This window comes from Xanthomonas sp. NCPPB 1068, from assembly GCF_041479385.2.
Taxonomy (GTDB): domain Bacteria; phylum Pseudomonadota; class Gammaproteobacteria; order Xanthomonadales; family Xanthomonadaceae; genus Xanthomonas; species Xanthomonas cannabis.
The window spans coordinates 2022925-2037550 of the sequence record NZ_CM192986.1 but is presented as its reverse complement, the minus strand read 5'-3'; the positions used below and the strand labels follow the sequence as shown (position 1 = coordinate 2037550).

Annotated in this window: 7 protein-coding genes; all 7 read right to left on the bottom strand. The window is 66.3% G+C overall.

From position 1 onward, the window contains the following. Window positions 1-61: 61 nt before the first annotated feature. The 7 genes from xylA to ACCQ12_RS08770 all read right to left on the bottom strand — a co-directional run bounded on the left by xylA (window position 62) and on the right by ACCQ12_RS08770 (window position 14534). The gene (gene xylA / locus ACCQ12_RS08800) at window positions 62-1399 is read right to left on the bottom strand and encodes a xylose isomerase (RefSeq protein WP_372383399.1); all 1338 of its coding nucleotides are present in this window, start codon (window positions 1397-1399) and stop codon (window positions 62-64) included. A 50-nt stretch (window positions 1400-1449) separates the two neighbouring features. Next, entirely contained in the window at window positions 1450-2943 is a 1494-nt protein-coding gene (xylB, locus tag ACCQ12_RS08795; RefSeq protein ID WP_166743055.1) for a xylulokinase, read from the bottom strand. Further along, window positions 2940-5312, bottom strand: a complete 2373-nt coding sequence (locus ACCQ12_RS08790; RefSeq protein ID WP_372383582.1) for a glycoside hydrolase family 95 protein — start codon at window positions 5310-5312, stop codon at window positions 2940-2942. The genes xylB and ACCQ12_RS08790 overlap by 4 nt, the downstream gene beginning before the upstream one ends. Window positions 5313-5403: 91 nt before the next feature. Then, window positions 5404-8307: a TIM-barrel domain-containing protein gene (locus ACCQ12_RS08785; protein WP_104580152.1), complete on the bottom strand. Its 2904-nt coding sequence runs from the start codon at window positions 8305-8307 to the stop codon at window positions 5404-5406. A 191-nt stretch (window positions 8308-8498) separates the two neighbouring features. After that, complete coding sequence (gene galD, locus ACCQ12_RS08780; protein WP_372383398.1) at window positions 8499-10241, bottom strand: GH35 family beta-galactosidase GalD; 1743 nt, start codon at window positions 10239-10241, stop codon at window positions 8499-8501. Window positions 10242-10252: 11 nt separating this feature from the next. Then, window positions 10253-12169, bottom strand: a complete 1917-nt coding sequence (locus ACCQ12_RS08775) for a sialate O-acetylesterase (protein WP_372383397.1) — start codon at window positions 12167-12169, stop codon at window positions 10253-10255. 106 nt (window positions 12170-12275) lie between these two features. Further along, the gene (locus ACCQ12_RS08770; protein WP_372383396.1) at window positions 12276-14534 is read right to left on the bottom strand and encodes a sialidase family protein; all 2259 of its coding nucleotides are present in this window, start codon (window positions 14532-14534) and stop codon (window positions 12276-12278) included. Window positions 14535-14626 lie beyond the last annotated feature (92 nt).

Sequence of the window (14626 nt, the reverse complement as noted above, 5' to 3'; positions counted from 1 at the left end):
GCGGCCACGGGGGTGGCCGACATCGGCCGGCGACGCGCAGTGCGCCGCCGGCCACGGGACATCAACGCGTCAGATACTGATTGATCAGGTTTTCGTAGGCTTCCTGACGGCCGCTGATCTGCTTGGGCGCATTGCCGGCGGCGTACTTGGCCAGATCCGCCAGCGTGCTGGTGCCGTTGGCAAAATCGGCACCGGCGCCGCTGTCGAAGCTGGCGTAACGCTCGGCGCGCCAGGTTTCCAACGGCGAAGACGTCAGCAATGCGTTGGCAACCTCAAGACCACGTGCAAACGCGTCCATGCCACCGATGTGCGCCAGGAACAGATCCTGCGGGTCGGACGATTCGCGGCGCACCTTGGCATCGAAATTCAACCCGCCCGGTGCCAGCCCGCCCTGGCGCAGCACCACCAGCATCGCGCCGACGGTGTCGTACAGATCGGTCGGGAACTGGTCGGTGTCCCAGCCATTCTGCGGATTGCCGCGGTTGGCATCGATGCTGCCGAGCAGGCCGGCATCGCTGGCAACCTGCAGATCGTGCTCGAAGCTGTGACCCGAGAGCGTGGCGTGGTTGGCTTCGATATTGAGCTTGAAATCCTGGTCAAGGCCATGCTGACGCAGGAAGCCGATCACGGTGGCGCTGTCGAAGTCGTACTGGTGCTTCATCGGCTCCATGGGCTTGGGCTCGATCAGGAAGTTGCCGGTGAAGCCGATCGCGCGGCCGTAGTCGCGTGCCAGGGTGAGGAAGCGCGCCATGTTGTCCTGCTCGCGCTTCATCTGGGTGTTGTGCAGGCAGGCATAGCCTTCGCGGCCGCCCCAGAACACGTAGTTTTCGCCGCCCAGCTCCACCGTGGCATCGATCGCGGCCTTGACCTGCACGGCGGCACGCGCCACCACGTTGAAGTCCGGGTTGGTGGATGCACCATTCATGTAGCGCGGGTGCGAGAACAGGTTGGCGGTGCCCCACAGCAGCTTGATGCCGGTGTCGGCCTGGCGCTGCTTGGCGATGCCCACCATGTGCTTGAGGTTGCTTTCGTACTCGCCGATATCGTCCGCATCCGGCGACAGGTCGATGTCGTGGAAGCAGTAATACGGCACGCCGAGCTTGGTGAAGAATTCGAATGCGGCATCGGCCTTGGCTTCGGCACGGTCGAGCACGCTGTTGCCGATATCCCACGGATACGCACGCGTACCCGGGCCGAACGGATCGGCGCCGTTGCCGCAGAAGCTGTGCCAGTAGGCCACGGCAAAGCGCAGATGCTCGGCCATGGTCTTGTCGCCGATCTTCTTGTTGGCGTCGTAGACCTTGAACGCGAGCGGGTTGTCGGAGTCGCGGCCTTCGAAGCCGATCTTGCCGATGCCGGGGAAATATTCCTTCGCGCCGATGAAAACGGTGTTGCTCATGGGGTGTGATGTCCTTGCTGCTGGGGGAGTTGTAGAAAAAGGCGTGTCGCTCAGCCGGCGTAGAGCGGGCTGACGACCTGCAGGTGCTTGAGAAAGGTCTGGTAGTGCTGCTGGTACTGGGCCACGCGCTGCGGGTCGGGCTGCGCGGCAAGCGCATCGTCCACCTGCAGGTGCTCCAGCACCACGTCCGACAGCGCGGCGTCGCCACCATCGTCGCGGTCGCAGGCCCACAGGGCCTGCAGCGCCGCACCGAAGGCCGCGCCTTCGGGCTGGGTCGGCACCACGACCTGCAGGTTGAACACGTCGGCCACCATCTGCCGCCACTGCGCGCTCTTGCTGCCGCCGCCGGTGAGCAGGATGGTGTCGAACTGCAGGCCGGCCGCCACGAAGGCGTCGAAGCCGTTGCGCAGGCTATAGGTCGCCCCTTCCATCGCGGCGCGATAGAAATGCGCGGCGGTGGTGTTGTGCAGGTCCATGCCGAACAGGCAACCGCGTGCATCGGGCAAGTTGGGCGTGCGCTCGCCGTTGAAGAACGGCAGCAACACCAGGCCGTCGGCGCCCGGCGCAGTGTCGGCGATCATCGCTTCGGTCTGGTCGCGGGTGATGGAGAACATGCGCATCACCGCTTCGGTGGCGACGGTGCAGTTCATCGTGCAGATCAGCGGCAGCCAGCCGCCGCTGGACGAGCAGAACGCGGCCCAGCGTGCCTCGTCGTCCACCACCGGGTGATCGGCGTAGGCGAACAAGGTGCCGCTGGTGCCCAGGCTCATGGTCAGGCGGCCCGGCACCACGTTGCCGGTGCCGATGGCAGCCATCATGTTGTCGCCACCGCCGGTGGTGACGCGTACGCCGGCCGGCAAATTCAACGCCTCGGCCGCGGCATCGGACAATGGGTAGACCGCGCCGGTTTCCACCAGCGGCGGCAATGCCTCACGCAGGTCGCGCTGCGCATCCACCGCACCGAGCATGCGCTCGGACCACTGCCGCGTGCGTACGTCCAGCCAGCCGGTGCCGGAGGCATCGCCGACTTCGGCAAAGCGCTCGCCGGTGAGCCAGAAGTTGATGTAGTCGTGCGGCAGCATCACCGTGGTCATCGCGGCGTATGCCTCGGGACGGTGCTTGCGCGTCCACGGCAACTTGGAGGCGGTGTAGCCGGCCATGATCGGGTTGCCGGCGGTTGCGACACTGCCTGCCGCGCCGCCGACCGCATCCATGATCTCGTCGCATTCCAGCGCGGTGCTGGTGTCGCACCACAGCTTGACCGGTGCGGTGACGCTGCCATCGGCGGCCACCGGCACAAAGCCATGCTGCTGGCCGGAGACGGAAATGCCGCGCACGCGCGCACGCTGCTCGCCGTCGAGCTGGGCAAAGCAATGCGCGATGCCATCGATCCACCACTGCGCCTGTTGCTCGCGGGTGCCGTCGTCGCGGCTGATCAGCTCCATCGGCGCTGCGATGGTGGCGACCACGGCGCGGTCCTGCGCGTCGTAGGCCACCAGCTTGACGCTCTGCGTGCCCACGTCCAGTCCTACGTACAAGCTCATTGCTTCACCAATCGGTTGTTGTTGAGTCCTACCTGCTGGGTGCGGCCTGCGCCCAGTTCCAGGTCCAGGGTCTGCCCGGTGTAGGACAGTTGATAACGCCCGCCACGATCGCTGTGCACCCGTGCCTGCTGCAAGCGACCGGCGTCCCATTCCAGATCGACGCTGGCACCGCCGCGCACACGCAGGCCGCGCACGCTGCCGCGCGGCCAGGCGCTGGGCAATGCGGGCAGCAGGAACACGCTGCCGCCCCAGCTTTGCAACAGCATTTCGGTGATGCCGGCGGTGCCGCCGAAATTGCCGTCGATCTGGAACGGCGGATGCGCGTCGAACAGATTCGGATAGGTGCGTTCGGGCGAGATCAGCAATTGCAGGATGCGATACGCATGCTCGCCATCGGCCAGCCGCGCCCACAGGTTCAAGCGCCAGCCGATGCCCCAGCCGGTGGTGTTGTCGCCACGGATTTCCAGCGTGCGCCTGGCTGCGGCGGCCAGCTCGGGCGTATCGCGCAGGTTGATCTGGCTGGACGGATGCAGAGCATACAGATGCGAAACATGCCGGTGCTGCATTTCCGGCGCCTGCATGTCCCAATCCTGCTGCCACTCCTGCAATTGGCCGGCCTTGCCGATGCGGTTGGGCGGCAACTGCTCGCGCAGCGTGGTCAGCTGCCGGGCGAAATCCGCATCCACGTCGAGCAGCTTGCTCATGGCGATGCACTGCGCGAACAGGTCACGCAACAGCTGCGCATCCATGGTCGGCCCGGCACACACCGCCGCGCCGAACGGGTGCTGGTTTTCCGGCGAGATCGAGGGGTTGGTGACCATCGCACCGGTCTGCGGGTCGCGCACCAGGGTGGCAACGAAGAACTCCGCCGCGCCCTTGAACAGCGGATAGATCTTGCCCAGATAGGCGCGGTCGCGGCCGTAATCCCAGCGGTCCCACAGCTGCTGCAGCAACCATACCCCGCCCATCGGCCACAGGCTCCACTTGGCGCCATCGATGGGGCCGGCCTGGCGCCACAGATCGGTGTTGTTGTGCACCACCCAACCGGGCGCGTCATAGAGCGCCTTGGCGGTATGCGCGCCGGTCTTGGCCAGATCGAACAGCATGGATTCCAGCGGTTCAACGCACTCGTGCAGCGCGTTGGCCTCGCTGGGCCAGTAGTTCATCTCGGTGTTGATGTTGATGGTGTACTTGCTTTCCCACGGCGGCTGCATCAGGTCGTTCCAGATACCCTGCAGGTTGGCCGGCTGGGTGCCGGGCCGCGAACTGCAGATCAACAGGTAACGGCCGTACTGGTGATACAGCGCGGCCAGTGCCGGGTCGTTGCCGCCTGCGAAGCGTTGCACGCGTTCGCCGGTGGGCAGGCTTGCCGCGTCGCTGCTGCCCAGGTCGATTGCCACACGCCGGAACAGGCGTTGATGATCAGCCAGATGCGCACGCAACAGCGCCGGGAAATCCAGCCTGGCTGCTTTTTTCAGACTTGCTGCGGTCAATGCAAGCGGATCGCCATCGACCGCATCGAAGCGTTGGTAACTGGTGGCGGCGGTGAGCAGCAGCACCACTTCATCGGCCGCTTCGATGCGCAGACGGTCGCGCAACGCGGTGACCGTGCCGCCCTTCACCTGCGGCAATACCCGCAATGCAAACCGCAGCTTGCCTTCGATGCCGGCGAAGCTGCCGTTGCGGCCACTGAACAGCAAACCGCCCTGCTCCGCGGTGACCTCGCCGCTTTGCGGGCTGTCGATGCCCACGCGCAGGGAAATGCCGCGTGGCCGGTCGCACGACAAACGCACCACGATGCACTGCGATTGCGCCGAAACGAACACCTCGCGCGTGTGCACCGCGCCGCCGGAGCGGAATGTGGTGGTGGCCACGGCGGTGTCCAGATCGAGCTGACGCCGGTACTCGCTGATGCCGTCGGCACGATCGAAATCCAGCAGCAGATCGCCCAGCGGTTGATACGGCATCTGCTTGAGCGGGCGCGAGAGCAGCTTGGCATCGGCCAGTTGTTCGGCCTGGCCATAGCGCCCGGCGAAGATCAGCGCGCGCACCTGCGGCAACGCCGCCAATCCGTCCGGGCTGGTGGAATCGTAGGGGCCGCCCGCATACAGGGTGTCTTCGTTGAGTTGCAGGCGCTCGTGGGCGATACCGCCCCACACCATCGCACCCAGACGGCCATTGCCCACCGGCAAGGCCTCCACCCATTCACTGGCCGGTTCGCGATACCACAGCTGCAAGGCACCGACGGGTGCCACCGCTGGCAAAGCGCCGGCCGTTGCAGCGCGTGCCGCCTGTGCAGCCACCGGTGCGGCGCCCAGGACCGCAAGCGCGGCCCCGGTTGCCTTGCATAGTTCGCGACGGGTCAGCACGGCCACCGCCGTGCTGCATCACCGGAACCGCCCGCGACTGCCTTGCGGCGTTCCGGCATCTGCTTGCTCATCGACTGAAGACAGCCTGCGATCATCGACGACGCGCTTTGCCGGACGCAATCTTGCGCTGCAACACGCTGACCGGCTTGCCGTCGTACTGGATGGTGGTGTCGGTCTTGGGCGCGAGTGCGCCGGCGTCGTCGCGCGGGCCATCGACGAAGCGCACGTTGATGGTGCGTTTGGCCTGCATGCCGGTCCAGCTGCCTTCGCGCTTGCCGATGCTCAGCTCGCCCTTGGCCTGGTTCCAGACCAGCGGAATGCGGCTGAACTCGCCCTTCTCGTAGCCATAGCCCTTGCCATCGTCCTCATACAGCGAGAACTGGCCATCGGCGCCGGTGTAGACCACCACGGTGAGCGGCGCATCCGGGATCTGGTCCACGTATTCCTGCACCGGGCCGGTCGGCACGATGGAGCCGGCACGCACGAACAGCGGCATGCGTTCGATCGGCGCGGCGGCTTCGATGCTCTGGCCGCCCTCGTAGCGCTTGCCGGTGGCGAAATCCAGCCAGCTGGTGCCGGCCGGCAGATATACCTGCCGCGAGGTGGCGCCGAAGCTGGTGACCGGTGCGACCAGGAATGCCGGGCCGAACAGGTACTGGTCGTTGATATCGCGCGCCTTCGCGTCGTTGGGGAAGTCCATCATCATGCCGCGCATGATCACGCCATCGCGCTGGTAGGTATCGCCGGCCAGGCTGTAGATGTACGGCAGCAACGCGTAACGCAGGCGGTTGTAGTACGCCATGCTTTCGTAGAACGGCGTGCCTTCCGGGGCGATGTTCCAGATTTCGCGGTACGGGAACTGGCCGTGCGAACGGAAGATCGGCACGAACGCACCGAACTGGAACCAGCGCGTGTTGAGCTCGCGCCACTCAGGCAGATGCGCCGGGTCCTGGTTCTCGTAGCGCTTCTCCACCGAAAAACCACCGATGTCGAAGGTCCAGTTGGGCAGGCCCGACAGCGCCATGTTCACGCCACCGGAAATCTGCTCGCGCATGTCGTCCCAACGCGAGACGATGTCGCCGCTCCACACCGCCACCGCATTGCGCTGGGTACCCGCATAGCCCTTGCGCGAGAGGATGAACACGCGCTTGTCGTCGGCCGCACGATCGCCCACGTACACCCCGTGGGTGTGCGGCAGCGGATAGGAGTTGAAGTACTCGGTGGACGAGCCCAGCGCATTGGGCGTGGTGCGTGCCTTGCGCTCGGCGATGTCCAGGTTGGAATGCACGTCCGGCTCGTCGGCGTCCATCCACCAGGCATCGAAGCCCTTGCTGTTGAGCTTTTCATTGACCTGGCGCCAGTAGATGGCCTGCGCCTTTTCCGAGTACGGATCGTAGAACGAGTTCTTGTAGCCCTTGCCGATCCAGTCCAGCTCGCCCACTTCCACGTTGCGCTTGAACATGAAACCGGCGGCATCCAGTTCCTTGTAGTTGGCGGTGGTGGGATAGAACTTGGGCCAGATCGAAATCATGATCTGCGCGTGCATGTCGTGCACGGCCTTGACCATCCCATCCGGGTCCGGGAAGTGCTTGGGGTCGAAATCATGCGAGCCCCAGGCGTTTTCCGGCCAGTACGACCAGTCGAGCACGATGTTGTCCAGCGACAGCTTGCGCTTGCGGTATTCGGCCACCGCGCCGACCAGCTCGTCCTGGCTCTTGTAGCGCTCACGGCTCTGCCAGAACCCATAGGCCCACTTGGGCAGCATCACCGACTTGCCGGTGAGCTCGCGATAGCCGGCCACGGCCTGGTCGTACGAATCGGCGGACACGAAGTAATAATCGATCATCTGGCCGGCTTCGGACCACAGCGACAGGTCTTTCGCCTCGGTCGCGGGCAGCGGGTCGCGATGCAGCAATGCGATGTAGCTGGGGTCGATCATGTCCCATTCGACCTTGACGGAGTGGCGCGTGCCCGGCTCCAGGTCGAGGGTGAACTCGTGATTCCACGGGTTCCAGTTCTGGCGCCAGCGATCGATGACCAGCTTGCCGTCCACATAGACCTTGCCGTACTCGCTCAGGTACAGCGAGAACGTGTGCTCGCCAGCGGTGAGCGCTTCGATCTCGCCCTCCCAGGTGACCTGCATGCGGCTGTTCTTGTCCTTGGACATCGCCTTCTTGGGGAACTTGGCCAGGTTGCTGAGGTATTGGTAGTTCACCTCGCTTTCGCGGCGCTCCAGCACCTGCTTGCCATCGATCGCGTAGCGCGCGGTCAGGCCGCCCGGCTTGCCCTTGGCGTCGTACAACTTGAGCGTCTGGGACAGCGGCTGCAGGCCACGCGGGTCGCCCAGGCGGCTGATCGAGTTGTTGTCCCACAGCAGGCCGTAGTTGCGGCTGGAGACCAGGTACGGCACCGCCATGTCGAGGTTGTTCTGCTGCAACTCGACGTTGCGGCCCTTCTGGTTCATCCAGCCCTGCTGGTGCTGGCCGAAGCCGTACAGCGCTTCGTCATCAGGCGACTGGAAGCGCTGACGCACGCTCAGGTACTGCTTGCCTTCCACCTTCAGCGGGGCAAAGCTGCGCCCGCCGGCCACTTCCGACAGCACCGGCTTGCCGTTGGCATCGGCAAAGCTGACATGGCCATCGACGGTGGAGACGGTGGCGGTGACCTTGCCGGTCTTCAGCTGCACGTTGTCGCCCTGCTCGGCTACCTGGAAGGCGGTGTCGCCCTGCACCGGCACGCGCATCAGGCTGGGGCTACGGGCGAAGTCGCCGTCCGGGTCCGCGCTGACACGGATGATGCCGCTATCGACCACCTGCAGGCGCACCGGTGCAGCGCCCTTGGCGCTCGGCACCACGGTGACGCCATCGGCGGCCTTGCGGACTTCCTGCGCATGCGCGGCATTGGCCAGCAGGGCCAGCGACAACGCCAGGCAGTGGGCCAGCGGTGTACGCCGGTTGGCAGGCACGGTGCCGGCGGAACGGATGGTGGTTTGCATGGTCACTCCCTTTGAATTGCGAAACAGGCTGCGAGGGGCAGCGCTGCGTGGTCTTGATGATGGTGTGGTCAACCGCGTTGCAGGCAGTCGTCCGGTGGGCGTGGTAGCGGCCAGGTGCATCGGTGCACCATGCCGCGTCGGTCGCATCTGCTACGCCGGCATGAGGCCGGCGCAGCGGGTGCCACCCACGCTTACTTGAAGGTGGCGAGCTTGATCTTGAGCAGTTGCGGCGCGCTGGAGAAATTGACGCCGTAATCGGTCTGGTCGCCATTCCAGTTGCGCTCGAACTTCCAGTCCGTGCCTTCGTAGACGCCCTCTTCGACGCGGTCGTAAATCATGTTGGCGGTCGCTTCGCTGGCCGGGTGCAGGGTGACGCGCGCGTGGTAGCCGGTGACCAGGAACTCGTCCGGGCCCAGCTCGGCGATCAGCGCAGCACCGATCGGCTCCGGGTTGCCCGGCGGCTCGCCCTTGAACCAGAACTGCGGCACACCGTAAGTGATGGTGGCGCTCCAGCGGTCGTTGAGCTTGAGCTCCTGCACGGCCTGGCCGGGTTCTTCGGCGGTGCCGTGCAGCTTGCCTTCCGACGCGGCCTTGGCGAACGGACGCATGCCGCGCTTGACCAGGTCAAAGCCCAGCGCGAACGGCGCCAGGGTTTCTTCGTTGACGTGCTTGGCACCCAACGGGTAGTTGGAATAGCGCGTGTAATCCATGCCGAACGCCGACCAGCCGATGCCGTCATGGCCCAGCGTCGGGAACAGGTAGCGCGCGTACTCGGGGCGGTTGCCGGTTTCGGCGACGAACAAGGCATTGTCCGGCCGCGCGTAACGCTCCAGCACCGTGGTGTACATGCGGTATTCGGGCATGTAGATGTCCGGCGCCAGCAGGTCGATATGCGGGCCGGCGGCCTTCCACACATCCAGCACGTTGTCGGTGGGGCCACCGCTGGCGTACTGGCCGGGCTGGCCCGGATTGAACGGGCCACGCAGCGCGGCGTTGACGTACATCGGCAACGGATATTCGGCCTTGCCGGCTTCGGTCACCTGGTCGATGTAACGGCCGATCGACCAGGCATGGAAGAACTCATCGGCATCGGCACCGAATACCTGCGCCCAGCTGCCGGGCTGCTTGTTCAGGCGCTTGAGCAGCTCCTCCGGCACCGGGCCGTCGAACAGCTTCTGCGCCATCGGCGAGAAGTCGCGCACGCTGCCATAGGTGCCCGCCTCGTTCTCCGGCTGGATCATGATCACGGTGTGTTGCGGGTCAACTTTCTTCAGATGCTGCATGAAGGCGACGAACGCCTTGCGATCGGCATCCAGGGTGGCCTGCGCATGCGGCGACAGCGAGCCGATCGACTTGCCTTCGCGCGTCACCACGCGCGGGAAACGCTGGTTGTCGGTCTTGACCCAATGCGGCGCGTATTGCGGGCCGTTGTTCTTCCAGGTTGCAAACCACAGCAGTACCAGGCGCACCTTGTGCTCGCGCGCCTGGGTGAGCAGCGTATCGACGAAGGAGAAATCGAACTTGCCTTCTTCCGGCTCCACCTGTTCCCAGGCGATCGGCACCTGCACGGTGTTGGGGCCCAGCACCTGGATCGCCGGCCACACCTTGTCCATCACCCCGGGATAGTTGCTGGAGTTGTTGACCTGCGCGCCGAGGATCAAAAACGGCGCGCCGTCGACCATCAACGCATGCTTGCCGTCCTTGCTGACGAACTGCGGCATCGGCGTCTGCGTGGCCGGCGCTGCTGCGCCGCCTGCCGGCGCGGCGGCGGTGTTGGCGGCCGGTGTGGCGGCGCCGGACTTTGCGCTGGTGTCCTGCTCGCCGGACTGACAGGCCGCCAGCGCCAGCGTCAACGCAGACAGCAGCAGCGGACGCAGACAACGGCGTGCAGTGGAAGAAGAGATCACACGCGTAACGGGGGAATGCATGGACATAAGACTCCGTGTCACCAGGTATCGGTGCGGAAGGGGGAAACAGGAAGGGCGTCGCGATTGACCAGGTTGGCGTCGTCGGGGTTCTCGCTCCAGCCGTAGCGCACCGCCACCGGTGCAGGCACCGCATCGCTGCGCACGGTCACGTGGTCGCCGTCGATCTGCGCAGTGGCCGGATGGAAGCGCTGATCGGCGCCGGCAATGCGAAAGCCCTGCACTGCACCGCCGCCGCGCACCTGCAACGCACTGCCCTGCAGGTCGAAACTCAGCACCGCCTTGCCGCCGTCGAAGCTCGCCCGCTTGAATACCGGCGCGCTGTACACCAGCGTCTGGCCATAGGCCACATGCCGCGCGGCCAGCGCCAGGCGATGCCCCACATCGCGCTTGTTGGTGGGATGGATGTCGGTGGGGTTGCCGATATCGATGATCACCGCCTGCCCGGTCGCCGGCAGCGCCAAGGTCTTGGACTGCGACTCGCGCAGCAGGGCCCACGGGCTCAGCTCGCCCTTATCGCCGCCGGCCTTGAAGTTGGCCAGCTGCACCCACAAGAACGGCAGCGTCTTGTCGCCACGCTCGGCGCGCCACTGCTGGATCATCGCGGCGAACTGCTCGCGGTACTTCACCGCGCCGCTGTCGGTGGCATTGGTCTCCCCCTGGTACCAGATCACGCCCTTGACCGGGAACGGCTGCAGCGGGTGGATCATCTGGTTGTACAGCAGCGTGGGCAGCTGGTTCTTGTTGTCGGTCAAGGACACCCGCACCGCGGCGGGTCGGAATTTCCAGCCGCTCAACGCGCGTTTGGCGCCCGCGTTGGTCTGCACGAAGCGCTGTTCATCGGGGCCATGCATGCCGCCACCGCCGCTGAGGTCTTCCACGCGCACCGCGATGTGGTTGACGCCGGCATGCAATGCGGATGCCGGCACGCGGTAGACGCGCGGCAGGTTCCACTGCTTCTCGGTGGTACCGACCTGCTGGCCGTTGACGTAGGTGATGTCCGAGTCGTCGATCTGGCCCACGCCCAGCGCTATGCCGGCCTTGGCCTCGGCAGCGCTCAGGGTCACCGTGGTGCGATACCAGGCGATGCCGTCCATGCCGTCATAGCCGCTGGCTTCCCATTGCTGGGTGGTCGGGATGCTGTCCCAGTCGCTGTCGTCGAAATCAGATTCGCGCCACTGCGGCATGTCGCCATCGACCTTGGGCCAGCGCGCGATGCGCTTGCCGGTGGCGGCCTGCGCGGCGGCGTCGCGTTGCTTGATCGCCTCGATCGCGCCCTGGTTCTGGTCGGCATTCAAACCAAGCGACGCGGCATCCATCCATGCTTCGATGGCACTGCCGCCCCAGGTGCTGTTGACGATGCCGATCGGCACGCCGGTGCTGGCACGCAGCTCCTTGGCGAAGAAGTAGCCAACCGCAGTGAACTCACCGGCATTGGCCGGCGTGGCCGCCTTCCAGTCGCCGCCGGTCAGGCGTGCTTCCGGCTGCACCGACCACGACTTGGGCACCTTGAAATGGCGTAGCTGCGGGTCGTTGGCCGCGGCCACCGCCTGTGCGCCATCGCTTGCCTGGGCAAGCGGCCATTCCATGTTCGATTGCCCGCTGGCCAGCCACACGTCGCCCACCAGCACATCGCGCACCTGCACGTCGCCACCGTCGCCCTGCACACGCAGCACGTAGGGGCCACCGGCAGTGTGCGCGGGCAGCCGGACCTTCCACTGCCCGGTCGCATCGGCCTTGGCGGTGGCGCGCTTGCCGTCGAAGCTGACGGTGATGGTCGCCTTCGGCGTCGCCCATCCCCACACCGGCATCGGCTGGTCGCGCTGCAACACCGCGCCATCGGCAAACAGCAAGGGCAGCGTCGGCTGGGCCAGCGCGAGCGGGCTGGCCAGGGCCAGACCCAGCAGGCATGCGCGGCGGACGAAAGGAACGGTCATGCGGTGATCTCCAGGGTCGGCGCGGCCGGTCGGCGCGCAACGGTTCGGCGGGGGATGAAGCCAGTCACGGTACGACAGCGCGATGACGCGCGCAGGCATGCAGCGCTCATCGTGGGTCGCCGTAGAAGATGCCACGCCCACCGGTGGCGAAATACACCCGACCGGGACGTCGTGGGTCGCCGGTGACGCTATAGGGCTTGCCGAAGCGGTGCGCGTCGTCGTTGATGCGCAGCCAATGCGCGCCTTCGTCGTCGGAACGGAACACGCCATCCACGCCGTCCACGCGGCCGGCCAGGTAGAGCGCCGGCGGCGCACCGTCACGCAGCGGCTTGCCGATGCCCAGCGAGCGCGCTTCGTCGGGCCTGGACAGGGTCTGCAGGCGTCCGTCCTGCCACCGCATCACGCCCAGCGACGGGCTGGCCAGATACACCACGCCGGCACGCCATGGATCGGGCCGCAGTTGCGGGCGGGCGCGCTCATCGCGTGCCGGATTGCCGACCTGCTGCCCGGTGTTACGGAAGCTGGCCCCGCCATCGGTACTTGCATACAGGCCCCCGCTGGCGGTGTCGACGGCATACCAGCGCTGCGCATCGACGCGGTCGGCCGCCACGACCGCAGTGTCCGGCAGCCCCTGCACGCGCTGCCACTGCTTGCCCATCGTGGCCGTGCGCCAGTTGCCGCCGCCCTGCGGCGCCCAGATCACCTGCGAGGCGTCTGCCGCAATCGCGATGGTGCCTGCGCCCTGCCCGGCCGGCGGTTCACTGGCGAACGCCTCCCAGTGCGCGCCACCGTCGCGCGAGACCAGCGCGCGGATCTCGTTGTTGCGACGGTCGCGCACCGTGCCGCTGCGCACCACCGTCATCGGAACCTGTCCGGCGGCGTCGATGCTTTCGCCATTGGTCAGACGCGGGCCTGCGTATTGCAGCTGCGCGCTGTCCAGGTCGTCGTGGCGAAATCCATCGATATCGCCGAGCGCGCTGAGCAGATGGGCACCGGCCGTCGGGCTGAGCAGATCCAGCGGCACGGTTTCTTCCAGCCCGCGGTCCTGGAACCACCACTGCAGTGGCTGCTGCGTACTGGCGAAGTCCTGCAGGTTGCGCGAGGCCCAGATGCCGTAACCGGTGACGAACAGGGCGTGGTTGCTGTCGAACGGATCGACGGCCAACGCGCCCATCCAGTGCGGACGCGCATGCGAGGTCCATGGCGCGGCGCTGTGATCGAACACCGCATCGGCCAACAGCGGCGTCCAGTGCTTGCCGCCATCGATACTGCGAAACAGCTCATCGCGCGGCGTGCGGCGACGGAAGGTGCTGGCCAGCAGCACCTGCGGTTGTTGCGGATCCACCGCCACCGCGCCCCAGCCGAAGCCGTCGCCATTGGCCGGTTGCGCGATCGGGCTGATCTCGCTCCAGCGCGCCTGCGCGGGGGTGTATTTCCATAGTGCACCACCGGCCATCAAATCCGGGCCAGGCTGATCGCCATAGCTCAGATACCAGTGCCCGTCGCGGCCGCCTTCCATATGGCTGGGACGCAGCCCCTGCGGTTGCCCGGGCACTGCCGACCAGCTGCAGCCGGCATCCTCGGAAACATACAGACTGGTCTGCGCGGTGGACACGCCGACGTAGATCCGCGGCGTGGGAGCACCGGCGCGGCCGCTGGCGGCGTCGAACACCACAAAGGCGATCCCCACCGCCTGTTCGCGTCCGACATGGTTGCGCGCCGTGGCGCCGGCCAATGCCTCGGCCGGAAATCCCTCCACCCGCGCCCAGTGCGCGCCGCGATCGGTGCTGCGCCACAGGCCGGCATCGCGCGAGCCCAGCAACAGCACACGGCCATCGTGCGGGTCCACCGCCAGCCGCTCGCCGTTGGCGCGCCCCAGTTGATTGCCGCCGAGCTTGAACGGCAGATCGGCGCGCGCGAAGCTGCGGCCGCGGTCGAACGAGCGCAGCACGGCTGCATTGCCGGCACGCTCGTGCATGTAGGTCCCGGCAGCCAGGTAGATGGCCTCGGGGTTGGCAGGATCGATGGCGAAGGCATCGATCCCCATCAGGTTCCAGTCGTCGGCGCCCAACCAGTCGGTCAGCGCCACCCACTGCTGCGCCTGCGCATCCCAGCGGTATGCACCACCGACATCGGTACGGGCATAGGCAAGATCGCGCTCGGCAGGATGAAACAGCACGCCGGTGACAAAGCCGCCACCGCCGATGGCGACGCTACGCCACTGATAGGGTCCTGGCGTGGCGGGCTCGGCCGCAGCCACGGTGGACGTCATGAAGAGCAACACCAGCGTCAGGCAAACAGCAGTCAGCCACGCGTGTGCTGCGAAAAGGCGGCGCTTAGTAGGCGGATCGATCACGGCGATCATTCCTCCGGCTCCCCTCGCGATCGATGGCGTGGCCATCGATAGGAAAAACACCGGTCCAACGAGCTGCCTGCACAGCTCGCCGGACCGGAGAC